This window comes from Streptococcus mitis, assembly GCF_905187535.1.
Classification (GTDB): domain Bacteria; phylum Bacillota; class Bacilli; order Lactobacillales; family Streptococcaceae; genus Streptococcus; species Streptococcus mitis_BS.
Genome location: NZ_CAJJIE010000028.1, coordinates 161,908 through 184,098, shown reverse-complemented (window position 1 = coordinate 184,098; position 22,191 = coordinate 161,908). Strand labels below are relative to the sequence as shown.

Sequence of the window (22,191 nt, the reverse complement as noted above, 5' to 3'; positions counted from 1 at the left end):
TCCTTCTTAACTAATAGATGATAAAATTTCCTTAGGCGATTTTCTAAATAAGAATAGGAAACAAAGGGCTACAGATAAGCAACTAAGCAGAACTAGAAAAACATAGGATTCTGCAAAAGATAAGATGCTGGTTGATAAACTGCTTGCTTTGGCTAGCGTGTCTTGTAGGGCTGCCTGATCTCCACTTGCGAGTAGGGTTTGGAGTAGGTAAGATGTGATGGCGTTGCCTGCAGCAAATGCTGGAAGCAAAGCTCCAAGCGATACCAAAACTACCTCTAAACAGAACTGTAGGAAGATGGAACTCTTGCCTTTTCCAAGTGCCAGAAGGATTCCCACTTCGTAGACCCTTTCTCTCAACCAGAGAGATAAGACCAGAATTAAGGCTCCGGCTCCTGCTATCAACATCCCATAAAGGAAGATGGTGAGGAAGGTTTGGAAGGTTGCTACTGAGTCTTTGATTTGTTCAAAGGCCTTGTTTTCCTTCTCGACTTGGTAGCCTTGATTTTCCAAGGCCAAGTTTTCTACCTGCTTCATGAGTCCGTCCATTTCCTTAGGATTTTCTACATAAAAGCGAGCTGCACTGACTAGAGATTCACCATTACCCAAAAGGCTTTGGCTACTTTCATAGTCTGTAAATACCTGGTTTTCACTGAAGTCTGAAGACAAGCCTGTGAATTTCTCTTGTTTTTTACCAGAAAAGATACCGACAATCTCAAACTCTACTATTTGTCCTTTTCCAGATTCGGACTGTCCAACATCCAAGCTAATCTTGTCATGAAGGGAAAGACCATTCTTCTTAGCCAACTCTTCGTGGATAAGGATTTTCTTGGAATCCCCTTTTTGAAGGTGTCGCCCTTCTTTTAGATTAAAAGCCGAACTGGTAAAGGCGACATCTCTGGATGAATCCTCAAGAGCCGTTAAGCTAACCAAATTCTTGTCCGTAGCTGACAAATCATCACGTTCCACGCTCTGCTCACCACTCACCGCGTCCTTGTCTTTCAGTTTTACGACCGTCTCAAGTTCAGGAGAGACATTTTCCAGCCCCTTAATCTTGCTCACGGATGATAAGTCCGACAACTTAAAAGTCTGTCCATTTTCTATCTTCTTAATAGAAAAAGATGTGTTGAGCGATTTGTAAAGATTGGTTTCCACTGTTTTGTTGGACTTCATCAATGTCAAACAGGCTGAAATTCCGCCTAATAGGACAAATAAAATCAGAAATAAAATAAAACTTCTCAGCCGTTTTCTGCTGACATAAGCCCAAGCTCTTTGGATTGGATTCATTTTTCACCTCCATATTTGTAAGACTATTATAAAATCCAAATATGAAATGTTTATGAAATACAAAAAAAGAGCAAAAATTTTTTGCTCTACTTGAATTAGATGAAAAAAAGAGCTAGCCTAAGCTAACCCTTATCCTATGCGGAGAGAGGGACTTGAACCCTCACGACCTAAAACGGTCACAGGATCCTTAGTCCTGCGCGTCTGCCAATTCCGCCATCCCCGCGTCGATTACTTTACTAGTATATCAACTTTTAGGATGCTTGTCAACACTTTTTTTCAATTTTTTTCATTTCACAACCAAATTACTCTGAAAGTTCATTTAGATTTTCATCTACTAACTTAGCTCCAAGTGTGTTTTTGAAATGACCTAGGGCAAATTGATGATTTTCAGGCCAGATGGAAGCAACGGCTGGTTTAACAATTTCAATGTCATATCCTAAATTATAAGCATCTATAGCTGTATGTAGGACACAGATATCCGTCAAGACTCCTGTTAATATAACTGTAGAAACGCGACGTTCTCTCAAGCGGATATCCAAGTCAGTCCCTGAAAATGCTGAGTAATGGCGTTTATCCATCCAAAAGACACGACTGTCTGAACCATGCTCTTGATAAAATGTTCCCAAATCTCCGTATAAATTTCGCCCACTAGTCCCAATCAAATTATGAGGAGGAAATAATTTGCTTTCTGGATGGAAACAATCGTTTTCTTCGTGAGCATCGATAGTAAAGAAAACGTAATCTCCTCTTTCAAAGGCTAATCGAGTCACCTTGCTAATGGCATCTGAAATCGCCTGAGCTGGAGCACCTGCTGTCAATTTTCCACTATCAGCCACAAAATCTTCTGTATAATCAATCGAAATTAAAGCCTTAGTCATTAGTAATCTCTTTTCTTCACTTCTTCAAAAATATCTGAAATCAAGACCTTAAGGTAGGTTCCCTTCATTCCAAGCGAGCGACTTTCAATAATCCCAGCAGACTCAAGTTTACGAAGAGCATTGACGATCACAGAACGGGTAATACCGATACGGTCTGCAATCACTGACGCAGTCAACTGACCTTCATTTCCGTTTAACTCCCCTAAAATAGCTGAAACAGCACGAAGTTCTGAGTAAGAAAGGGTATTGACCGCCATGGTAACAGCAGTACGACGGCGGATATTTTTCTCATCTTCTTCACGTTGGAAGTTGAGAAGCTGAATCCCAACAACGGTACTGGCAATCTCAACAAGAATCAAGTCCTCATCTTCGAATTTCTTATCATTGCGCCAAATAATCAAAGAACCAAGACGAATCCCTGATACATGAATCGGTGCAATAGTCGTCAAGCCATCTGGAAAATCGGCACGACTTTCCACAGGGAAAATACTTAAATCATGATCAACTGTCAGATTGGCTTCTGTATCGTAGATCATGTTCGCACCTTGAATATAGTCATCAGGGAAAATTTTAGTTTGGAAGAATTGTTCTACACGATCTGTATTGGTTTTGTAACGCATAAAATAGCCAAGGAGACGTCCCTTGCTATTAACGATACAGGCGTTACAGTCAATAATATCAGCCAATTGACGGGTAATCGCATTGTAGGGAAGTTCTTCCTGCAACTGCTCGTCTGAGCGCTTCAGGATAGAAGTAATTTTTCTAGTTTTTTCTAATAAATGTGCCATTTTTCACCTCGAATTTAATCGCTATCATTATAACATAAACAGCTTGAATTTTCAATTATTATCTGAAAATTGCTTATTTAATTGCAATTTGAAAAAACAAGAATATTTTTAATTAAATTGCTTCTTTTCTATTGACAAGCTCCCTATTTTTGTGTATTATAATATTACAAGAAGATAATATATCTATTTATTTATCTTTCTTTTCCATTCGGTCTCCTTATATAAAAAAGCGATTCATTTTGAACCGCTTTTTCTTATTTATCGCCCTTGTTACGAATAACAAAGCCTGTTTGCTTTTCGCTTGAAGTATTGCGTGGTTTTTTATTATCCTTACGGTAACGTTTTTCCTTATCAAAACGATCATTGCCACGACTTCCTTTTTTGAAATCATCACGACGACCACCACGACGGTTGTCTCCACGGCGATTATCACGACGGTCATCTCCACGACGACCTCCCTTAGCTTTACCACCGAAGCCATTACCTGATGGTTTAAATGGCAGTGGTTTTTCACGTGCAATCTCCACTTCAGGAAGACTATCTGGGTCTTGAACAGTCAGACTCAAGATATACATTGCCAATTCTTCTGGAGTAAATTCGGCAGCTAGCTTACGAGCATCCTTACCAAATTTCTCAAAGTTGCCACGGATAGTCTCATCTGCAAAATCACGTTCAATTTTCTTGAGAGCTACGTGTTTTTTAGCTTGGAAAGCTTCTTCTGCACTTGCAGGTTTGAGACCTTTCATACGTTTCTTAGTCAAGTTTTCAATGATTTGGAGGTAGCCCATTTCATTTGGTGATACGAAAGTAATAGACTGACCTGACTTACCAGCACGACCTGTTCGACCGATACGGTGAACATAACTTTCAGGATCTTGTGGAATATCGTAGTTATAGACATGGGTCACACCTGAAATATCCAAGCCACGCGCTGCAACGTCTGTCGCAACCAAAACATCAAGATTGCCATTTTTAAAGTCACGAAGGACACGAAGACGTTTGTTTTGGTCTAGGTCTCCATGAATTCCTTCTGCACGGAAGCCACGGATTTTAAGACCACGAGTCAATTCATCTACACGGCGTTTTGTACGACCAAATACAATAGCAAGTTCTGGTTGTTCCACATCCATGAGACGAGTCATGGTATCAAATTTTTCTTGTTCTTTAACTCGGATATAGTATTGGTCAACCAATTCTGTTGTCAATTCCTTAGCCGCAATCTTGACATGCTCAGGTTCTTTCATAAACTGAACACCGATACGTTTGATGGCATCTGGCATAGTTGCTGAGAAAAGCAAAGTTTGACGGTTTTCAGGGACACGAGAAATGATGGCCTCGATATCTTCTAGGAAGCCCATATTGAGCATTTCATCCGCTTCGTCAAGGATAAGAGTTTCAATATCTTGTAATTTCAAGGCCTTGCGTTTAATCAAGTCCAAGAGGCGACCTGGAGTTCCCACCACGATATGGGCACCAGATTTAAGAGCCTTAATTTGTTTTTCAATGCTTGATCCGCCATATACTGAGCGGACTTTGACTCCCTTACTACGACCAAAGCGGAACAATTCCTCCTGACTTTGGACAGCAAGTTCACGAGTTGGAGCGATGACCAAGGCTTGGATGGTTGCTTCTTCTGTACGGATTTTTTCAAGGGTAGGCAAGCCAAAGGCTGCAGTTTTTCCTGTACCAGTCTGAGCTTGACCGATAACGTCCTTGCCTTCAAGGGCCAAGGGAATGGTTTGTTCTTGGATCGGACTGGCTTCTACAAAACCAGCTTTTTCAATCTCTGCTAGCAAATCAGCAGACAAGTTTAATTCATTAAATTTCACGATATTCTTCTTTCTAAAGGTGGTGCGAAGCCACCCTATAGGGCTTAGTTTATACTTTTCTTTTTATGACGTATTTTCATATACTGGATATAAAATCGTGTTGCTTCTTTTCCACAAAAGAAAAGTACTGTTTTCTTTGCAACCTATCTAGTATAACACAAGAGAGAAGCAAAAGATAGCCCAATCTATCGATAAACTCATGTAAACGATTTTTCAGAGAAAATAAGGATGAAATTTCCACTATTTCATAAACTTTTTTAAAGCGTAGCAGAATTGTGCAAAAGTTTTTTTCTTATGCTAGAATGAAATTCGAATAGGAGGAACTCTAAATGTTAACTTATGATTTAATCGTTATCGGATTTGGTAAAGCTGGTAAAACACTAGCAGGTAAATTGGCTTCAGCTGGTAAAAAAGTTGCCCTCGTTGAACGTAGCAAAGCTATGTACGGTGGAACTTGTATCAACATCGGTTGTATCCCAACTAAAACTTTGCTGGTTGCTGCTGAGAAAGACTTGTCTTTTGAAGAAGTGATTGCTACCAAAAACACTATCACTAGTCGCCTCAACGGTAAAAACTATGCGACTGTTGCTGGTACAGGCGTCGATATCTTTGATGCGGAAGCTCACTTCCTTTCAAATAAAGTCATCGAAATCCAAGCTGGTGATGAAAAGAAAGAACTGACTGCTGAAACAATCGTCATCAACACTGGTGCTGTTTCAAACGTCTTGCCAATCCCTGGACTTGCTACAAGCAAAAACGTCTTTGACTCAACAGGTATCCAAAACTTGGACAAATTACCTGAAAACCTTGGAGTCCTTGGTGGTGGAAATATCGGTCTTGAATTTGCCGGCCTATACAACAAACTTGGAAGCAAGGTTACAGTCCTAGATGCCTTGGATACTTTCCTTCCTCGTGCAGAACCTTCCATCGCAGCTCTTGCTAAACAATACATGGAAGAAGACGGTATTGAATTGCTTCAAAATATCCGTACTACTGAAATCAAAAACGACGGTGACCAAGTGCTCGTTGTGACTGAAAACGAAACTTACCGTTTCGATGCCCTTCTCTACGCAACAGGACGTAAACCAAACGTAGAACCACTTCAACTTGAAAATACAGATATTGAACTAACTGAACGTGGTGCTATTAAAGTAGACAAACATTGTCAAACAAACGTTCCTGGTGTCTTTGCAGTTGGAGATGTCAACGGTGGCCTTCAATTTACTTACATTTCACTTGATGACTTCCGTGTTGTATACAGCTACCTTGCTGGAGATGGCAGCTACACACTTGAAGACCGTCTCAATGTACCAAATACTATGTTCATCACACCTGCACTTTCACAAGTTGGTTTGACTGAAAGCCAAGCAGCTGATTTGAAACTTCCATACGCAGTGAAAGAAATCCCTGTTGCAGCAATGCCTCGTGGTCACGTAAACGGAGACCTTCGCGGAGCTTTCAAAGCTGTTGTTAATACTGAAACAAAAGAAATTCTTGGAGCAAGCATCTTCTCAGAAGGTTCTCAAGAAATCATCAACATCATCACTGTTGCTATGGACAACAAAATTCCTTACACTTACTTCACAAAACAAATCTTCACTCACCCAACCTTGGCTGAGAACTTGAATGACTTGTTTGCGATTTAAGTTGAGATTTAATCGTATCGAACAGCCCTCCTTGGGCTGTTTTTACTTCTGCGGAATCTCAAATCTGTCTTTTCCTTCTTTTATGATATAATAGAAACATGAAATTAAAAACTACTTTGGGCCTTCTTGCTGGGCGTTCTTCCCACTTCATTTTAAGCCGTCTTGGCCGTGGAAGTACGCTTCCAGGAAAACTTGCCCTTCAATTCGATAAAGATATTTTACAAAACCTAGCTAAGAACTACGAGATTGTCGTAGTGACTGGAACCAACGGAAAAACCTTGACAACTGCTCTCACTGTCGGCATTTTAAAAGAGGTTTATGGTCAAGTTCTGACCAACCCAAGCGGTGCCAACATGATTACAGGAATTGCGACAACCTTCTTAACAGCCAAATCCTCTAAAACTGGGAAAAATATTGCCGTTCTAGAAATTGACGAGGCCAGTCTATCTCGTATCTGTGACTACATCCATCCTAGCCTTTTTGTCATTACTAATATTTTCCGTGACCAGATGGACCGCTATGGTGAGATTTACACGACTTATAACATGATTTTGGATGCCATTCGTAAGGTGCCTACGGCTACTGTTCTCCTCAATGGTGACAGTCCACTTTTCTACAAGCCAGCTATTCCAAACCCAGTACAGTATTTTGGTTTTGACTTGGAAAAAGGTCCAGCCCAGCTGGCTCACTATAATACCGAAGGGATTCTCTGTCCTGACTGCCAAGGCATCCTCAAATATGAGCATAATACCTATGCAAACTTGGGTGCCTATATCTGTGAAGACTGTGGATGTAAACGTCCTGATCTCGACTATCGCTTGACAGAACTGGTTGAATTGACCAACAATCGCTCTCGCTTTGTCATTGACGGACAAGAATACGGTATTCAAATCGGTGGTCTCTACAATATCTACAACGCCCTAGCTGCGGTTGCCATCGCCCGTTTCCTCGGCGCAGATTCCCAACTAATCAAGCAGGGATTTGATAAGAGTCGTGCTGTCTTTGGACGCCAGGAAACCTTCCATATCGGTGACAAGGAATGCACCCTCGTCTTGATTAAAAATCCAGTCGGTGCGACCCAAGCTATCGAGATGATTAAACTAGCTCCTTATCCATTTAGCCTATCTGTCCTCCTAAATGCCAACTATGCAGATGGAATTGATACCAGCTGGATTTGGGATGCTGATTTTGAACAAATCACTGAGATGGATATTCCAGAAATTAACGCTGGCGGCGTTCGTCATTCTGAAATTGCACGCCGTCTTCGTGTGACTGGTTACCCAGCTGAGAAAATCACTGAAACAAATAGTCTGGAGCAAGTTCTCAAGACCATTGAGAATCAAGATTGCAAGCATGCCTATATCCTGGCTACCTATACTGCTATGCTTGAATTCCGCGAACTGCTGGCTAGTCGTCAGATTGTTAGAAAGGAGATGAACTAATGGTTTATACTTCACTTTCCTCAAAAGCTGGCAATTACCCTTATCAGCTCAACATTGCCCACCTCTATGGAAACCTCATGAATACATACGGGGACAATGGAAACATCCTCATGCTCAAGTATGTGGCTGAAAAGCTGGGAGCCCATGTGACGGTTGACATCGTTTCTCTCCATGATAACTTTGATGAAAATCACTACGACATTGCCTTTTTCGGTGGTGGTCAAGACTTTGAACAGAGTATCATTGCAGACGACCTACCTGCTAAAAAAGAGAGCATTGACAACTACATCCAAAACGACGGTGTGGTTCTGGCTATCTGCGGTGGTTTCCAACTATTGGGCCAATATTATGTTGAAGCTTCAGGGAGACGCATCGAAGGACTAGGGGTCATGGGCCACTACACGCTCAACCAGACCAATAACCGTTTTATCGGGGACATCAAGATTCACAATGAAGATTTCGATGAAACCTACTATGGTTTTGAAAATCATCAGGGCCGTACCTTCCTCTCAGATGATCAAAAACCGCTGGGACAGGTTGTCTATGGAAATGGAAATAACGAAGAAAAAGTCGGCGAAGGTGTTCATTATAAGAATGTCTTTGGTTCCTACTTCCACGGGCCTATCCTCTCTCGTAATGCCAATCTGGCTTATCGCCTAGTCACTACTGCCCTCAAGAAGAAATATGGTCAGGACATCCAACTCCCTGCTTATAAGGACATTCTCAGCCAAGAAATCGCTGAAGAATACAGTGATGTCAAAAGCAAGGCTGACTTTTCTTAAACAAAGGAAAATGATATCAAAGAACTCCGTTATCTTGTCGGAGTTCTTTTTGTCTGTTCTTTTACCCTTCTCCCTTGCATTTTCTCTCATTTTTTGCCAAAATAGAGGGGTAGAAAGAAGGTAGCATATGTCTAAATTACAACAAATCGTAACATATCTTGAATCAGAAAAACTAGACGTCGCTGTCGTATCTGACCCCGTCACAATCAATTACCTCACTGGCTTTTACAGTGATCCCCATGAACGCCAAATGTTCCTTTTTGTCCTAGCGGATCAGGAACCCCTCCTCTTTGTCCCAGCCCTTGAAGTGGAGCGTGCAAGTAGCACTGTTTCCTTCCCAGTTGTGGGCTATGTGGATTCTGAAAATCCATGGCAAAAAATGAAACATGCTCTTCCACAGCTTGACTTCAAACGTGTCGCTGTTGAGTTTGACAATCTTATCTTGACCAAATACCATGGCTTGAAAACAGTTTTTGAAACTGCTGAGTTTGAAAACCTCACTCCTCGTATCCAACGCATGCGCCTCATCAAATCAGCTGACGAAGTGCAAAAAATGATGGTTGCAGGTATCTATGCGGACAAGGCTGTTAAAGTGGGGTTTGACAATATTTCTCTTGATAAGACTGAGACAGATATCATCGCCCAAATCGACTTTGCCATGAAACGTGAAGGCTATGAAATGAGTTTTGATACCATGGTCTTGACTGGTGATAACGCTGCAAATCCACACGGTATTCCAGCAGCTAATAAGGTTGAAAATGATGCTCTTCTCCTCTTTGACCTCGGTGTTCTGGTCAACGGCTATGCTTCAGATATGACTCGTACAGTCGCTGTTGGTAAACCAGACCAATTCAAGAAAGATATTTATAACTTGACTCTTGAAGCCCAACAAGCTGCTCTTGACTTTATCAAACCAGGTGTGACTGCCCATGAAGTGGACCGCGCTGCCCGTGAGGTCATCGAAAAAGCTGGTTACGGTGAGTACTTCAACCACCGTCTCGGTCACGGTATCGGTATGGATGTCCACGAATTCCCATCTATCATGGAAGGGAACGACATGGTCATCGAAGAAGGCATGTGCTTCTCTGTTGAACCAGGTATCTATATCCCTGGTAAAGTCGGTGTTCGTATTGAAGACTGTGGTGTTGTTACCAAGGATGGCTTTGACCTCTTTACAAGCACCAGCAAAGACTTGCTTTATTTTGATTAATATTCTTCGAAAATCTTCCCACAATAAAACGCATAGTATCAAGGTTTTTCTGTACTGACCCCAAAAAGTTAGACAAATAATTATTGAAAGGATTTAGTTCTGTATTGCACAGGACTGAGTCCTTTTAGTTTAACCTTAATTCGTTTGTTGTTGTAGTAATCAATATAGTCTACAATGGCTTGTTCCAATTGCTTAAGCGACTGAAATGACTTCTCATAACCATAAAACATCTCCGATTTCAGAATGCCAAAGAAGGACTCCATCATACCGTTGTCTGGGCTGTTACCCTTGCGCGACATAGATGCTTGAATTCCCTTACTCTCTAGGAACCGATGATAAGAGTCGTGTTGGTATTGCCAACCTTGGTCACTATGGAGAATCGTATCCTCGTAGTGTTTCTCTGTGAAGGCCTGTTCCAACATCGTTTTTACTTGTTCTAAGTTAGGTGAAGTTGAAAGATTATAGGCGATAATTTCGCTATTAAAACCATCTAAAACTGGTGATAAGTAAAGCTTTTGAGTACTTGCTGGAATGGCAAATTCTGTCACATCTGTGTAGCACTTTTCCATTGTTTTAGAGCCTTTAAATTGACGTTGAATGAGATTCTCTGCCTTCTTACCAACATCTCCTTTATGAGAAGAATATTTTCGTTTCTGTCGCACTTTAGCTTGTAAATTGAGTACTTTCATCAAGCGTTGAACTCTTTTCTGATTTACCAGATAACCACGATTTCTTAGTTCTAAATGAATCCGACGATAACCATAATTTCCCTTGTGTTCGATAAAAATGGATTGAATTTCAGCTTTAAGCTCTTGGTCCTTATCTGGTTTGTCTAGTTGTTTCAAGTGATAGTAGTAGGTCGAACGAGCTAGTTTAATGGCTTTTAGAAGAATATCTAACGAAAACTCAGTCATTAATTCTTGAACAATTTCTGTCTTTCTTCTTTCTCTTTTTTCTCCTTCAATCGGAGTTCTCTCAACTTTTTTAGGATGGCATTCTCCGCTCTCAGGTACTCATTTTCTGCTTGAAGACGTTCTAATTCTGTCCTCTCTTCAGGTCTCTTTTTTGGCTTACGTCCCATTTTAGGTACTCTCCCTCTTGTTTTCTCAACAATAGTATACCCATTTTTCTTGTATTGTGCTAGCCAATTAAGAAGTATCGTACGACTTGGGAGGCCGTATTCAAGAGAAACTCTATCTTTAGTCCAGCCTTCATGTAAGACTTTATGAATCATTTCTTGTTTTAAATCAGGAGAATAGTAACGATTTTTTCCTTTTTTGACGAACTCTATTCCGTAACGATCAATCAATTTAATCATGTACCTAAGATTAGAATTGTTTATCCCAAATTTATTTGAAAGCTTCTCTAAGCTATATCCTTGTTTTCTAAGTTCATAGATCTGAACTTTATCATCATAAGTTAATTTCATAATAAAAATACCCCAAAAGTTAGATTTTCTCTGTCTAACTTTTGGGGTGCAGTTCACTCAAACCTGATAGGATGCGTTTTTCTTATTTGAAAAACTTTTTACTCAGCCTCTTTACTTAATCTTCTTGATACTTTGACTAAGTATAAATCCTACAATCATCCCTACCATATTTTGCATGAAGTTTGGTAGGATTTCTGGTAGAGCTGCAGCCCAGCCATTCATCAATGTAGAGCCCAAGGCGTAACCCCCTACCATGGCAATCGTTGCTAAGATAAGGCCTAACCACTGAGTTTTTCCTTTAAATCCTGCGAAAAATCCCTGCAAGCCATGGTTGACCAAGCTAAAGAACATCCACTGAGGATAGCCTGATAAGAGGTCAATCAAGAAACCTGCTAGTCCTCCTACTACAGCCCCTTCACGACTACCAAAGTAGAAGGCCGTAAAGAAGACACCCGCATCTAAAAGAGTTAGAATGCCTGTCGGTGTTGGAATTTTTAAGAAATAACCTAGAACCACAGAGAGGGCGGTTAATAGGGATACAAGGGCGATTTTAGTTGTTTTGGTTTGCTTCATATTGTCTTACTCCATACTGATCTGCTTGTGCAATAGAACGATAAACGAAAGCCTTAGAGCTTTCTACTGCTAGTAAAAGTTCATCACCTTTGACTAGGTGACTGGCAATGCTAGAGGCAAAGGTACAACCTGCACCAGCATTTTGCCCTTGAATGACGGGATTTTCTAGGACTGTAAAGGTTTGTCCGTCATAAAAGACATCCATAGCCTTGTCCTGACTAAGGCGATTGCCTCCCTTGATAATGACTGCTGGCGCGCCTAAGTCATGCAATTTCTGAGCTGCTGTTTTCATGTCTTCCAAGGTTTTAATTTCCTGACCTGCCAATAATTCTGCTTCAGGAAGATTAGGCGTAATCACACTGACATGAGGGAAAAAGCGAATCAACTCTTGGCAGAGTTCACTAACTGCTACGTCGTGCGCTTCCTTGCAGACCAAGACAGGATCCAGAACCACAGGCACTCCTGGGCGTTGCTTGATAAAGTCCAATGCCTTCTCAGCCACACTGACAGTAGGGAGAAGACCAATCTTAATTCCCCCAAACTCCACATCACGCAAGCTATCTAATTCATGTTGAAAAATGGTATCGTCAGTTGGAAAGACTTCAAAGCCCTTTTCCGTCAAGGCTGTCAAACAGGTCACTGCTACAAAGCCATGCAAGCCGTTCAAGGTATAGGTAGCCAAATCCGCGGACAAACCACCACCACTAAAAATATCATTTCCAGAAAGTGCTAAAATACGATTATTCTTCATAACGAATCTCCTTTAAATATAAACCATTTGGTGCTGCAGTGGGACCTGCAAGCTGCCTGTCCTTTTTCTCCAAGATGAGGTCAATCTGCTCTACTGGCATGCGGTTATTGCCGATTTTGAGCAGTGTCCCCACCATATTACGAATCTGCTTATACAAGAAACCATTTCCTGAAAAGGTAAAAGTCAAAAACTGGCCTGTCTCATCAACCCTAAGACTAGCTTCTGTAATAGTACGAACCTTGTCCTCTACACTAGTCCCAGAGGCTGTAAAACCGGTAAAATCATGGGTTCCCTCTAATTTTTTGATAGCCTCCCGCATCCGTTCCACATCAAGCGGATAAGGAAAGTGGGTGGCATAGTGACGGCGCATAGGATTTTTGGGACGTCCTCTATCCACGATAAACTCATAGGTCTTGCTATGCTTGGCATAACGGCAATGAAAATCATCCGCCACAAGCTCAATCGAAATCACATCAATATCTTCAGGAGACTGGGTGTCCAAAGCAAAACGGAGCTTCTCCTCATCCATCTGATAAGGTAGATCAAAATGAATAACCTGTCCCAGAGCATGAACCCCACTATCTGTCCTACCAGCACCGTGAACAGTAATGGCTTGCCCTTTATTTAACCTGGTCAAGGTTTTTTCAATTTCTTCCTGAACGCTACGCGCATGAGGCTGGCGCTGAAAACCAGCAAAGACGTAACCATCATAGGAAATAGTTGCTTTATATCTTGTCATAACTTCTATTTTATCAAGAAATTAGTCTGTAAACAAGGCCCTAAATCAAATAGTGTCTGGGTACAAAAATCCAAAAAAGAAAAACTTAGGAAACCAATCCTAAGCTCTCTTTTGAAGTAGGTACATGACAAAGATAGAGGTTACAATTAACCAAGATCCTAAGATAGCAAAGACCAACATCCCATTGTGAGTTAATAAGCCAATTGCACCTAGAACGAATGGAGTCGTAAAGGCTCCGAAACTACAGCCTAAAACTGCAAATGAGGTTGCTTGATTGAGGAGTTTAGCTGGAATTCTTTCAGAGACAAGTTGAAAGACTGTCGTCAAGGCTACACTGTAGGCAAAGCCAGCCAGAATACTTCCTGCCACTACCACCCACAAGGATGGAGACAAGGCAATCACAATTTGCCCCAAGCCGAAGGTAATACCAGACCAGAGGAGCAGTTTCTCTTTAAATATTGAAATCAGGAAAGAAAAACTCACACCAGCCACAATCCCGATTAACTGCATGACACTAAGAACAAAACTAGATAACTGGGCATCTCCCAGTCCTCTTTCCACCATCAGACTTGGAATACGGATGGTAATAGCTGTATTGGTACAAACTACAACCGCCGCTTCAATAGCTAAGATAAAAATCAAGCCCTTCATTTCCCGAGTTAAGCGACTTGCTTCCTTCGTTTTTTTCTTGACTTCTTTCTTTTCTTTTCCATAAGGTACAAAGAGCAGATAAAGGATCAGAACTAAAAATCCAGCACTATAAGCTAAGAAAGTAGCTGTCCAACCAAAGGCCAACAATTGGCCGACTGCCAAGGTAATGAGAGAAGCCCCAACGACCTCTGCAGAACCGCGTAGCCCTAACATCTGAATTCTCGTTTTTCCTTGATAGCGTTCACTGATAATAGAAATGGCCTTGGCATTGATCATCCCAACACCTAAACCAAAAAGAATCCGTGTTCCAAAGACAAAAGGATAAGCTTGGTACCAAAAGGGAGCAGTTCCACTTAGTGATAAAATCAGCAATCCCAAACTGATCTGTAAGCGCTCAGGAAATATTTTTTCTAAGAAACCATTTAGTAATAACATAATCATGATTCCAAAGGAAGGCAAGCTCGCCAAGAGCTCAATTTGTTCCTTAGGATAACCTTGATAATAGTCAAACATGGCTGGCAGGGCACTCGAGATGGAAAAGGACGTAATCAAAACGAGGGAGAGAGCCAAAATACTGGCCCGTTCTAAAAATTGTTTCATGAAATCTCTTTCTATATTTCTCTTAATCTTCTACTTTTTTGATAGTCATCAAACAAGCAAGAAAAGAAGAAGCCTCTTTAGTGTACAGACTCCTTCTTAAACTCGAAAATGAATCCCTTGTGTCTTAGGATGATTTTCTCTTGATTTGCTTAATAAAGTAGAAGATAAATCCTGCCACCATATAAGCAACAAAGATAATCAGACACCACTTGAACACGACATCCCAACCCTTGTTCACATTCAAAAAGAAGTACGGGAAGGGACTGACCTTAGAATTAGGAACATCAAGTTTCAATACCAAGCCATTAAAAAGAGCAAAAATCATATACAGCAAGGGTAAAATCGTCCACACAATTGGGTCCCAAATCTTGTATTGACCCTGTTTGTCAAAAAAGAGGGTATCTGCTAAAAACCAGAGTGGAACGATATAGTGGCAAAGGAAATTTTCTAGAGTATAGAAATTAGTCGCAATAGGCGCTAAAAGGAAATGGTAAATCACACAGGTAATCATGATACTCATGGTGACCCCACCTTTTAAGCGCAAGAGACTTGATCTTTGCCAGTTTTCACCTAAACGGCTCATAACCTTTAGGAGATAGAGCGTAAAAATCGCGACTAAAAGGTTGGACAGAACCGTATAATAGAGTAACATCCCAAATCCACCATGCTTGGCGATTTCAAGATAAACTCCCGTAAAAGCCGCTAGAAACAAGAAGATACGGCTATAAAATACAAGTTTATAGTGTTTTGACATGCTTAAATTTTCTTCACAAACTCTGATTTGAGTTTCATGGCACCGAAGCCATCGATTTTACAGTCGATATTGTGGTCGCCTTCTACGATGCGGATATTCTTCACGCGCGTCCCTTGTTTCAAATCTTTTGGCGCACCTTTTACTTTTAAGTCCTTGATGAGAGTTACTGTATCACCGTCAGCCAATTTATTCCCGTTGGCATCGATAGCAACAAGACCCTCTTCTACATCTGCAACTTCAGCAGGATTCCACTCATAAGCACACTCTGGGCAAACCAGTAGGGCACCGTCTTCGTAGACATACTCTGAGTTACATTTTGGGCAATTTGGTAGGTTGTTCATGGTTTCTCCTTATCATCATTCACTATTCTTTGAAAATCAAAATTTCTCGAACAGCAACTATTATACCTTAAAATCAGCATTTTGACAAATATAGAAAAAGCCGATATCAATCTATCGGCTTTTCTACATCTACATTCTTTTTTTAGCCTCTGCTTTGATTTTTTCAACTACTTCTTGAATGTTCAAGCCAGTTGTATCAAGGTAGACAGCATCCTCTGCTTGTTTGAGAGGCGAAGTCTCACGATGACTATCCTTGTAGTCACGCGCAGCAATTTCCTCTTTTAGAGTTTCAAGGTCTGTTTCAATTCCCTTGGCAATATTTTCCTTGTAACGGCGCTCTGCTCTTTCATCAACAGAAGCTACTAGGAAAATTTTTAATTCTGCTTGTGGCAATACAACAGTCCCAATATCGCGACCATCCATGACAATCCCACCTTGCTGGGCAATCTCTTGTTGGAGAGAAACTAGTTTCTCACGAACTTCAGGAATTGCCGCAATAGCAGAAACGTGATTGGTCACTTCATTTTCACGGATAGGATGGGTAATATCCACATCTCCTACAAAGACAAGCTGTTCTCCAGTTTCTGAGCGCCCAAAGCTGATTGGATGCTGGTCCAATAAGTCTAAGAGTTCTTCAACTTGTTCAACTCCTAATTGGTTCTTGAGAGCCATATAGGTCGCTGCACGATACATGGCACCTGTATCGAGGTAAGTATAACCAAAATCCTTGGCAATAATCTTTGCGACCGTACTCTTGCCACTTGAAGCTGGACCATCGATAGCAATTTGAATCGTCTTCATTTATGACTCCTATCTAGTCTTAATCACATCTCCAGGATTTGCAAACCAAGATCCTGTAGCCATATGCCCAGGATTCAAAGCCTCTAACTGAGCAATCGAGATTCCTGCACGAGCGGCAATGGCTGCTTCTCCTTCTCCAGCCATAACTTTTGTAGTCCCTTCTGGATCATTTGGATGTTCTGAGCTACTAGATGACTCTTCTACCTTCTCCTCTGAACTAGAAGATGCCTGCTCTGAACTACTACTAGAAGTAGAAGAAACTTGCTCTACTTTTGTATCTGAATCGTGAAAATCTTTCAAGGCTGCTGTGCGATTACTCCCACCCGATGAAAGATAGATAAGAACAATAATCATCACAACTACAATCACAAAGAAAATACTTGCTAAAATAGTCAAGATACGATTAGCCAGCACTCCTCCACCTTGTTCTCTCTTACGACGTTCTGATCTTGTTTCTTCTTGATTCTCATAAATATCTTCTTGCCACGGTTCTTTTGCCATACCTTACTCCTTGTTTTTTTTTACTTTTCTTATTACAATATAAATATGAAAATCACACTTATACCTGAACGTTGCATTGCCTGTGGGCTTTGCCAAACTTATTCTGAATTATTTGATTACCACGATAATGGAATCGTGCGTTTTTACGATGACCCTGACCAACTAGAAAAAGAAATCTCTCCTAGTCAGGACGTCATAGAAGCTGTTAGAAACTGTCCGACACGTGCCTTGATTAAAGATTAACTCTAATATCGACAAGAACGTTCCACTCCTTCTAGTTTAGCATATTTCCATGCAAAATTATAGTCTTTTCTCTTTATTTTTTTCTGTAAAATCAGGAAGGTCACTTTTTTCTTTGACGAGATAAAGTGGTCTTTTTTTAGTCTCTAGATAAATCTTACTGATATACTTGCCGAGAATCCCAATGGTCAAGAGTTGAATCCCACCAAGGAAGAGAATAACAGCCATCAGAGAGGTCCAACCTGATGTCGGATTGCCCAAAATGAGGGTCCGAACCACAACAAAAAAGGTCATAAGAAGAGAAATAAAACAAGATAGGAGACCTGCCACAAAGGCGATAATCAAGGGAAAATCTGAAAAATTAACAATCCCTTCAATGGAGTAGAAAAAGAGTTGCCTAAAACTCCAACTGGTCTTGCCAGCCTGCCTTTCGACATTTGGATAGTCCAGATAGTGGATTTTAAAGCCGACCCAGGCAAAGAGTCCCTTCGAAAAGCGATTGGACTCAGTCAAGCTTAAAATGGCATCCACTACAGATTTTCTCATCATGCGAAAATCACGGACACCTGAGGGCAGGGCTACTGGGCTAATTTTTTGCATAAGGCGGTAAAAGAGATCAGCACATAAACTACGAAAGAAGGGTTCTCCCTCCCGACTAGTTCTGCGTGTACCAACACAGTCCAAGTCTGCATTCTGGTCTAGTAAATTTTTCATCTCAAGCAACATACTCGGAGGATCCTGGAGGTCTGCATCCATCACCACCACTAAATCTCCTGTCGCATATTGTAAGCCTGCATAGAGAGCTGCTTCTTTGCCAAAATTTCGAGAGAAAGAAATATAATGAACTGCCGGATTTTGCTCCCGATAGGACTTTAAGAGTTCCAAGGTCCCATCACTTGATCCATCGTCGACAAAGACATACTCAATTTCTGTTTCCAAATCTGGAAGTAAAGCTTCCAAAGCCTGATAAAAAAGAGGAAGTACTTCCTCTTCGTTTAAACAGGGGACAATGATTGACATCACCATCTTAGTCTTCAAATCCATTTGGATGCTTGCTTTGCCAACGCCATGCGTCTTCACACATTTGGGTGATGCCTAATTCTGCTTCCCAGCCGAGTTCTGCTTTGGCTTTTGCAGGATCTGAATAGCAGGCTGCGATATCCCCTGGGCGACGGTCTACGATACGGTAAGGAATTGGACGTCCCACCGCTTTTTCCATGTTTTGGATAATTTCAAGAACTGAGTAGCCTTTACCTGTTCCAAGGTTATAAACGTTTAGGCCTGAACCTTTTTGGATTTTTTTCAGAGCTGCGACGTGACCTTTAGCCAAATCGACAACGTGGATATAGTCACGAACACCAGTTCCGTCTTCCGTATCGTAATCGTCTCCAAACACTTGCACTTGCTCTAATTTTCCAACGGCTACTTGAGTCACATATGGCAAGAGATTGTTTGGAATACCGTTTGGATTTTCTCCCAAATCTCCGCTCTCATGAGCTCCGATTGGGTTGAAATAACGAAGTAAGACCACATTCCATTCTGAGTCCGCCTTATAGATATCGGTCAAAATTTCCTCTAGCATAAGCTTAGTACGGCCGTATGGATTGGTCACTGAAAGTGGGAAATCTTCCAAAATTGGCACTGTATGAGGATCTCCGTAAACTGTCGCAGAAGAACTGAAAATAATGTTTTTACAGTTGTTTTCTTCCATGACCTTCAAAAGACTAACAGTTCCAGCGATATTGTTGTCATAGTAGGCAAGAGGAATACGGGTAGATTCACCGACAGCCTTCAAGCCAGCAAAGTGAATGACACCAGTTGGTTCTTCTTGTTTGAAAATGTCACGAAGAGTATCTGTATCACGGATATCTGCCTCATAGAAAGGCACTTCAACTCCTGTAATTTTCTCAACAACTTCTAAACTTTTTCTGTTACTATTCACAAGGTTATCCACCACAACAACCTGATGACCTGCTTGGATTAACTCAATAACAGTGTGGGTTCCGATAAAACCTGCTCCACCCGTTACCAAAATCTTTTCTTGCATCTTTTTTCCTCGATTCTCGGATTATTTTTTCTTATTTTACCATTTTTGATAGGGAATGTCATTTGCCATCCTAGAGGGGAGGATAAAATTTCAGTAAAATGCTTATACTCTTTGAAAATCTCTTCAAACCACGTCAACGTCGCCTTGCCATATATATGTGACTGACTTCGTCAGTTCTATCCACAACCTCAAAGAAGTGCTTTGAGCTAACTTCGTCAGTTCTATCCACAATCTCAAAGCAGTGCTTTGAGCAGCCTGCAGCTAGTTTCCTAGTTTGTTCTTTGATTTTCATTGAGTATTATTCGCTTTTTACTCGTTTGACATAGTTTTCAATTGGGTAGTTTAGAGGGTCCAAGGTTAACTCCCTATCTTGAATCAGTTGAGCTAGATGGTAACCAATGATAGGACCCGTTGTGAGGCCTGATGAACCTAGTCCACTAGCAGCATAGACACCTGCTAATTCTGGCACCTGCCCAAAGAAAGGTGAGAAATCACTGGTATAGGCACGGATTCCCACACGCTCAGCTCTTGAAGTCGCTCTAGCTAAAACTGGATAGTGAGGCAAGGCTGCCTCCTCCATTTGTTTAAGCAAGGTTTCATCTACCGTAAAATCAAATCCCATGTCATTTTCATGAGTAGCTCCTAGGGATAATTTCCCACCTGCAAAAGGAATCAAATCCCACTCCCCTTCTGGCATAACAACAGGGTAAGCTTCCATGTCTTGGCCAAGCTGATAATCTCGGAGTTGCCCCTTTTGGGGACGAACATCTACTTCATAACCTAAAGGCTCTAACAGGTGTCCCAACCAAGCTCCCGTCGCCAAAATAACCTGATCAAACACCTCTTCGTCAATCTGGTAGCCTGATGCTAACGGTGTCAGAGTCACTTTTTCTTTGACCAGCTTGACCTGACTGGCTTCCAGCAAATGAGTCACTAAGAGTTGACCATCTACTCTCGCTCCACCAGAAGCATAGAGCAAGTGATCAAATCCCTGCAAGCCAGGGAATAATTCATTAGCTGATGCTTGATCCAGAATGGCTAATTGCCCTATCAAAGGAGATTCTTCTCTACGCTGGAGGGCTAGTTGATAGAGTTCTTCCAACTTAGTTTCATCCTTTTTCAGGAGAAAGACTCCCGAACGCTGGTAAAAGTCGATTTCTTGTCCTGACTTCTCTAAATCAGCTAATAAATCCACATAAAAGTCAGCCCCCAAGCGCGCCATTTTGTACCAGGCCTTATTGCGGCGTTTGGAAAACCAAGGGCTGATAATTCCTGCTGCGGCCTTGGTAGCCTGACCTTGTCCATGGTCAAAGACGGTTACTTCTAGGTCACTTTCTTTAGAGAGGTAGTAGGCAGCTATTGCTCCCACAATTCCTGCTCCGATAATGGCAACTTTTTTCATTGTTTTCACTTTCTAACTAGATATGGTGGAAAGGATTGGTCGATGCTTGACTAGGTACAATATCGATTGTCCAGCCATTTTCAGCCTTCCATTGAGTAAGGAGTGCAGAAATTTTTTCTACAAAAAGCACTTCGATATAGTGGCCTGGGTCCAATGCTAGCAAACCATCAGACAGCATATCCTGAGCAGTGTGGTAGTAAATGTCACCAGTGATATAGACATCTGCCCCCTTAGCTAAAGCATCCTTATAGAAAGACTGCCCGCTACCACCACAGATGGCCACTCTTGAGATAGACTTCTGCAAATCTCTCTCTTGATAATGAACCATTCGAAGACCATCTAGACCAAAGACTTGCTTGACATGTTGAGCCAATTCCCCAAATGTCTGAGGCCGAATATTTCCAATACGTCCAATTCCACGTTCTGGACCTGTCTCCTGCAGATAGGTCGTTTCCTCAATACCTAACATCTGACAGAACCAGTCATTAAGGCCATTTTCAACGATGTCAATATTGGTATGGCTGACATAAACTGCGATGTCATGCTTGATGAGATCAATGTAAATCTGATTTTGCGGACGACTAGATACCAAGTCCTTGATAGGACGGAAAATCGGCGCGTGCTTGGCAATAATCAAGTCCACACCCTTTTCAATGGCTTCAGCCACCGTTTCTTCACGAATATCGAGAGCCACCATGACCCTTTGGATATCCTTGTCCAAAGTGCCAATTTGCAGACCACGACTGTCTCCCTCCATGGAAAATTCCTGAGGGCAAAAGGCTTCATACACGTTAATCACTTCACTTGCTAACATGGAGCACCTCCTTGATGGCTTGAATTTTATCTACTAGAACTTGACGTTCCTCCAGATTTTTTTCTGGGATTTGTCCGAGGGCAAACTCTAGCTTAACAGCTTCTTTTTGCCATTTTTGGACAAAGATTGGACTGACTTCTTTGGACAAGAAAGGTCCAAAGCGAACATCACTGGCTGATAGCTTCATTTGTCCTGCTTCCACCACCAAAATCTCGTAAAACTTGCCAGCTTCTTCTAAGATGCTTTCAGCTACAATCTGAAATCCGTTCTCTTGTAGCCAGATACGCAAGTCGTCTTCACGATTATTGGGCTGAAGGATCAATCGTTCTACATTAGCTAACTTGTCCAAGCCTTCTTCTAAAATCCTAGCAATCAAACGACCACCCATACCAGCAATGGTAATGACAGACACTTGGTCTGCCTCTTCAAAGGCTGCCAAGCCATTGGCTAAACGAACCTGGATTTTCTCCTTTAGGCTGTGAGCCTCAACATTTTTGACTGCAGATTGGTAGGGACCTTCCACCACCTCACCTGCAATGGCACTTTCGATTTTTCCTCTTTCGACCAAGTCGATAGGCAGATAAGCATGGTCACTTCCCACATCTAGTAAAATAGCTCCCTGTGGCACAAAGGAAGCCACTAATTCTAATCTCTTTGAAATCATTTTCTCTCACTTTCCAAAACTCTAT

Annotated in this window: 23 protein-coding genes and 1 tRNA gene; 5 read left to right on the top strand and 19 right to left on the bottom strand. The window is 41.5% G+C overall.

The annotated features are described in order from the left end of the window. Positions 1–6 precede the first annotated feature (6 nt). The 5 genes from JQ841_RS04350 to cshA all read right to left on the bottom strand — a co-directional run bounded on the left by JQ841_RS04350 (position 7) and on the right by cshA (position 4,779). Positions 7–1,284, bottom strand: a complete 1,278-nt coding sequence (locus tag JQ841_RS04350; RefSeq protein ID WP_203180206.1) for an ABC transporter permease — start codon at positions 1,282–1,284, stop codon at positions 7–9. A 137-nt stretch (positions 1,285–1,421) separates the two neighbouring features. Further along, positions 1,422–1,507, bottom strand: a tRNA-Leu gene (locus tag JQ841_RS04345). A gap of 79 nt (positions 1,508–1,586) precedes the next feature. Beyond that, entirely contained in the window at positions 1,587–2,162 is a 576-nt protein-coding gene (locus tag JQ841_RS04340; protein WP_203180205.1) for a cysteine hydrolase family protein, read from the bottom strand. Further along, positions 2,162–2,950, bottom strand: coding sequence for a GTP-sensing pleiotropic transcriptional regulator CodY (codY, locus tag JQ841_RS04335; protein WP_000940721.1), 789 nt, complete (start codon positions 2,948–2,950; stop codon positions 2,162–2,164). Before codY ends, JQ841_RS04340 begins: the two co-directional genes overlap by 1 nt. Positions 2,951–3,204: 254 nt before the next feature. Beyond that, positions 3,205–4,779: a degradosome RNA helicase CshA gene (gene cshA, locus JQ841_RS04330; RefSeq protein ID WP_078238249.1), complete on the bottom strand. Its 1,575-nt coding sequence runs from the start codon at positions 4,777–4,779 to the stop codon at positions 3,205–3,207. Between the two features lie 329 nt (positions 4,780–5,108). Between cshA and JQ841_RS04325 the strand changes: the two genes are divergently transcribed. From JQ841_RS04325 to JQ841_RS04310, 4 genes are all read left to right on the top strand, one after another. Then, positions 5,109–6,425, top strand: coding sequence for an FAD-containing oxidoreductase (locus tag JQ841_RS04325; protein ID WP_004255717.1), 1,317 nt, complete (start codon positions 5,109–5,111; stop codon positions 6,423–6,425). Between the two features lie 98 nt (positions 6,426–6,523). Next, on the top strand, positions 6,524–7,867 hold the full coding sequence (gene murT / locus JQ841_RS04320; RefSeq protein ID WP_203180204.1) for a lipid II isoglutaminyl synthase subunit MurT: 1,344 nt from the start codon (positions 6,524–6,526) through the stop codon (positions 7,865–7,867). Continuing rightward, complete coding sequence (gatD, locus tag JQ841_RS04315; protein ID WP_203180203.1) at positions 7,867–8,649, top strand: lipid II isoglutaminyl synthase subunit GatD; 783 nt, start codon at positions 7,867–7,869, stop codon at positions 8,647–8,649. Before murT ends, gatD begins: the two co-directional genes overlap by 1 nt. 127 nt (positions 8,650–8,776) lie before the next feature. Beyond that, entirely contained in the window at positions 8,777–9,859 is a 1,083-nt protein-coding gene (locus JQ841_RS04310; protein WP_203180202.1) for a M24 family metallopeptidase, read from the top strand. A gap of 80 nt (positions 9,860–9,939) precedes the next feature. Here the strand turns inward: JQ841_RS04310 and JQ841_RS04305 are convergent. From JQ841_RS04305 to JQ841_RS04265, 9 genes are all read right to left on the bottom strand, one after another. After that, a protein-coding gene (locus tag JQ841_RS04305; protein ID WP_115262387.1) for an IS3 family transposase occupies positions 9,940–11,288 on the bottom strand; the annotation gives its coding sequence in 2 pieces (ribosomal slippage) (positions 9,940–10,847 and positions 10,847–11,288; 1,350 coding nt in all). Positions 11,289–11,399: 111 nt separating this feature from the next. After that, the gene (locus JQ841_RS04300; RefSeq protein WP_000814989.1) at positions 11,400–11,861 is read right to left on the bottom strand and encodes an ECF transporter S component; all 462 of its coding nucleotides are present in this window, start codon (positions 11,859–11,861) and stop codon (positions 11,400–11,402) included. Further along, the gene (locus JQ841_RS04295) at positions 11,839–12,612 is read right to left on the bottom strand and encodes a bifunctional hydroxymethylpyrimidine kinase/phosphomethylpyrimidine kinase (protein WP_141230736.1); all 774 of its coding nucleotides are present in this window, start codon (positions 12,610–12,612) and stop codon (positions 11,839–11,841) included. The genes JQ841_RS04300 and JQ841_RS04295 overlap by 23 nt, the downstream gene beginning before the upstream one ends. Then, a complete protein-coding gene (truA, locus tag JQ841_RS04290) occupies positions 12,602–13,351 on the bottom strand; it encodes a tRNA pseudouridine(38-40) synthase TruA (RefSeq protein WP_049499584.1) in 750 nt (249 codons plus the stop codon). The genes JQ841_RS04295 and truA overlap by 11 nt, the downstream gene beginning before the upstream one ends. A gap of 99 nt (positions 13,352–13,450) precedes the next feature. Continuing rightward, positions 13,451–14,602 carry an MFS transporter gene (locus tag JQ841_RS04285; protein ID WP_023946242.1) on the bottom strand — a complete coding sequence of 384 codons (1,152 nt, stop codon included), beginning with the start codon at positions 14,600–14,602 and terminating at the stop codon, positions 13,451–13,453. 124 nt (positions 14,603–14,726) lie between these two features. Beyond that, positions 14,727–15,356, bottom strand: coding sequence for a Pr6Pr family membrane protein (locus JQ841_RS04280; protein ID WP_045605971.1), 630 nt, complete (start codon positions 15,354–15,356; stop codon positions 14,727–14,729). A 2-nt stretch (positions 15,357–15,358) separates the two neighbouring features. Then, entirely contained in the window at positions 15,359–15,697 is a 339-nt protein-coding gene (locus JQ841_RS04275) for a zinc ribbon domain-containing protein YjdM (RefSeq protein ID WP_001061596.1), read from the bottom strand. Between the two features lie 129 nt (positions 15,698–15,826). Then, positions 15,827–16,498, bottom strand: a complete 672-nt coding sequence (cmk, locus tag JQ841_RS04270; RefSeq protein ID WP_024057474.1) for a (d)CMP kinase — start codon at positions 16,496–16,498, stop codon at positions 15,827–15,829. 9 nt (positions 16,499–16,507) lie between these two features. Further along, positions 16,508–16,999: an SAG1386/EF1546 family surface-associated protein gene (locus JQ841_RS04265; protein ID WP_023946238.1), complete on the bottom strand. Its 492-nt coding sequence runs from the start codon at positions 16,997–16,999 to the stop codon at positions 16,508–16,510. A 45-nt stretch (positions 17,000–17,044) separates the two neighbouring features. Here JQ841_RS04265 and JQ841_RS04260 point away from each other — a divergent pair, with 45 nt between their 5' ends. After that, positions 17,045–17,242, top strand: coding sequence for a ferredoxin (locus JQ841_RS04260; RefSeq protein WP_024057475.1), 198 nt, complete (start codon positions 17,045–17,047; stop codon positions 17,240–17,242). Positions 17,243–17,299: 57 nt separating this feature from the next. Here the strand turns inward: JQ841_RS04260 and JQ841_RS04255 are convergent, their stop codons facing one another. The 5 genes from JQ841_RS04255 to JQ841_RS04235 all read right to left on the bottom strand — a co-directional run bounded on the left by JQ841_RS04255 (position 17,300) and on the right by JQ841_RS04235 (position 22,166). Next, complete coding sequence (locus JQ841_RS04255) at positions 17,300–18,265, bottom strand: glycosyltransferase family 2 protein (protein ID WP_125454724.1); 966 nt, start codon at positions 18,263–18,265, stop codon at positions 17,300–17,302. A 1-nt stretch (position 18,266) separates the two neighbouring features. After that, entirely contained in the window at positions 18,267–19,286 is a 1,020-nt protein-coding gene (gene galE / locus JQ841_RS04250; RefSeq protein WP_045605967.1) for a UDP-glucose 4-epimerase GalE, read from the bottom strand. A 298-nt stretch (positions 19,287–19,584) separates the two neighbouring features. After that, positions 19,585–20,688: an NAD(P)/FAD-dependent oxidoreductase gene (locus JQ841_RS04245; RefSeq protein ID WP_203180201.1), complete on the bottom strand. Its 1,104-nt coding sequence runs from the start codon at positions 20,686–20,688 to the stop codon at positions 19,585–19,587. Positions 20,689–20,704: 16 nt separating this feature from the next. Beyond that, on the bottom strand, positions 20,705–21,502 hold the full coding sequence (locus JQ841_RS04240; RefSeq protein ID WP_203180200.1) for a Nif3-like dinuclear metal center hexameric protein: 798 nt from the start codon (positions 21,500–21,502) through the stop codon (positions 20,705–20,707). Beyond that, positions 21,489–22,166 carry a tRNA (adenine(22)-N(1))-methyltransferase gene (locus JQ841_RS04235; RefSeq protein ID WP_203180199.1) on the bottom strand — a complete coding sequence of 226 codons (678 nt, stop codon included), beginning with the start codon at positions 22,164–22,166 and terminating at the stop codon, positions 21,489–21,491. The genes JQ841_RS04240 and JQ841_RS04235 overlap by 14 nt, the downstream gene beginning before the upstream one ends. Positions 22,167–22,191: the final 25 nt, after the last annotated feature.

Excerpts from the sequence above, each read along its gene's own strand:
- JQ841_RS04300 (WP_000814989.1), bottom strand. The coding sequence starts at position 11,861 with ATGAAGCAAACCAAAACAACTAAAATCGCCCTTGTATCCCTATTAACC.
- JQ841_RS04235 (WP_203180199.1), bottom strand. The coding sequence starts at position 22,166 with ATGATTTCAAAGAGATTAGAATTAGTGGCTTCCTTTGTGCCACAGGGA.
- JQ841_RS04285 (WP_023946242.1), bottom strand. The coding sequence starts at position 14,602 with ATGAAACAATTTTTAGAACGGGCCAGTATTTTGGCTCTCTCCCTCGTT.
- JQ841_RS04265 (WP_023946238.1), bottom strand. The coding sequence starts at position 16,999 with ATGGCAAAAGAACCGTGGCAAGAAGATATTTATGAGAATCAAGAAGAA.
- gatD (WP_203180203.1), top strand. The coding sequence starts at position 7,867 with ATGGTTTATACTTCACTTTCCTCAAAAGCTGGCAATTACCCTTATCAG.
- truA (WP_049499584.1), bottom strand. The coding sequence starts at position 13,351 with ATGACAAGATATAAAGCAACTATTTCCTATGATGGTTACGTCTTTGCT.
- JQ841_RS04325 (WP_004255717.1), top strand. The coding sequence starts at position 5,109 with ATGTTAACTTATGATTTAATCGTTATCGGATTTGGTAAAGCTGGTAAA.
- murT (WP_203180204.1), top strand. The coding sequence starts at position 6,524 with ATGAAATTAAAAACTACTTTGGGCCTTCTTGCTGGGCGTTCTTCCCAC.
- JQ841_RS04245 (WP_203180201.1), bottom strand. The coding sequence starts at position 20,688 with ATGAAAAAAGTTGCCATTATCGGAGCAGGAATTGTGGGAGCAATAGCT.
- JQ841_RS04280 (WP_045605971.1), bottom strand. The coding sequence starts at position 15,356 with ATGTCAAAACACTATAAACTTGTATTTTATAGCCGTATCTTCTTGTTT.
- codY (WP_000940721.1), bottom strand. The coding sequence starts at position 2,950 with ATGGCACATTTATTAGAAAAAACTAGAAAAATTACTTCTATCCTGAAG.
- JQ841_RS04350 (WP_203180206.1), bottom strand. The coding sequence starts at position 1,284 with ATGAATCCAATCCAAAGAGCTTGGGCTTATGTCAGCAGAAAACGGCTG.
- cmk (WP_024057474.1), bottom strand. The coding sequence starts at position 16,498 with ATGAAGACGATTCAAATTGCTATCGATGGTCCAGCTTCAAGTGGCAAG.
- JQ841_RS04295 (WP_141230736.1), bottom strand. The coding sequence starts at position 12,612 with ATGAAGAATAATCGTATTTTAGCACTTTCTGGAAATGATATTTTTAGT.
- JQ841_RS04260 (WP_024057475.1), top strand. The coding sequence starts at position 17,045 with ATGAAAATCACACTTATACCTGAACGTTGCATTGCCTGTGGGCTTTGC.
- JQ841_RS04310 (WP_203180202.1), top strand. The coding sequence starts at position 8,777 with ATGTCTAAATTACAACAAATCGTAACATATCTTGAATCAGAAAAACTA.
- JQ841_RS04340 (WP_203180205.1), bottom strand. The coding sequence starts at position 2,162 with ATGACTAAGGCTTTAATTTCGATTGATTATACAGAAGATTTTGTGGCT.
- JQ841_RS04240 (WP_203180200.1), bottom strand. The coding sequence starts at position 21,502 with ATGTTAGCAAGTGAAGTGATTAACGTGTATGAAGCCTTTTGCCCTCAG.
- JQ841_RS04255 (WP_125454724.1), bottom strand. The coding sequence starts at position 18,265 with ATGGTGATGTCAATCATTGTCCCCTGTTTAAACGAAGAGGAAGTACTT.
- galE (WP_045605967.1), bottom strand. The coding sequence starts at position 19,286 with ATGCAAGAAAAGATTTTGGTAACGGGTGGAGCAGGTTTTATCGGAACC.
- JQ841_RS04275 (WP_001061596.1), bottom strand. The coding sequence starts at position 15,697 with ATGAACAACCTACCAAATTGCCCAAAATGTAACTCAGAGTATGTCTAC.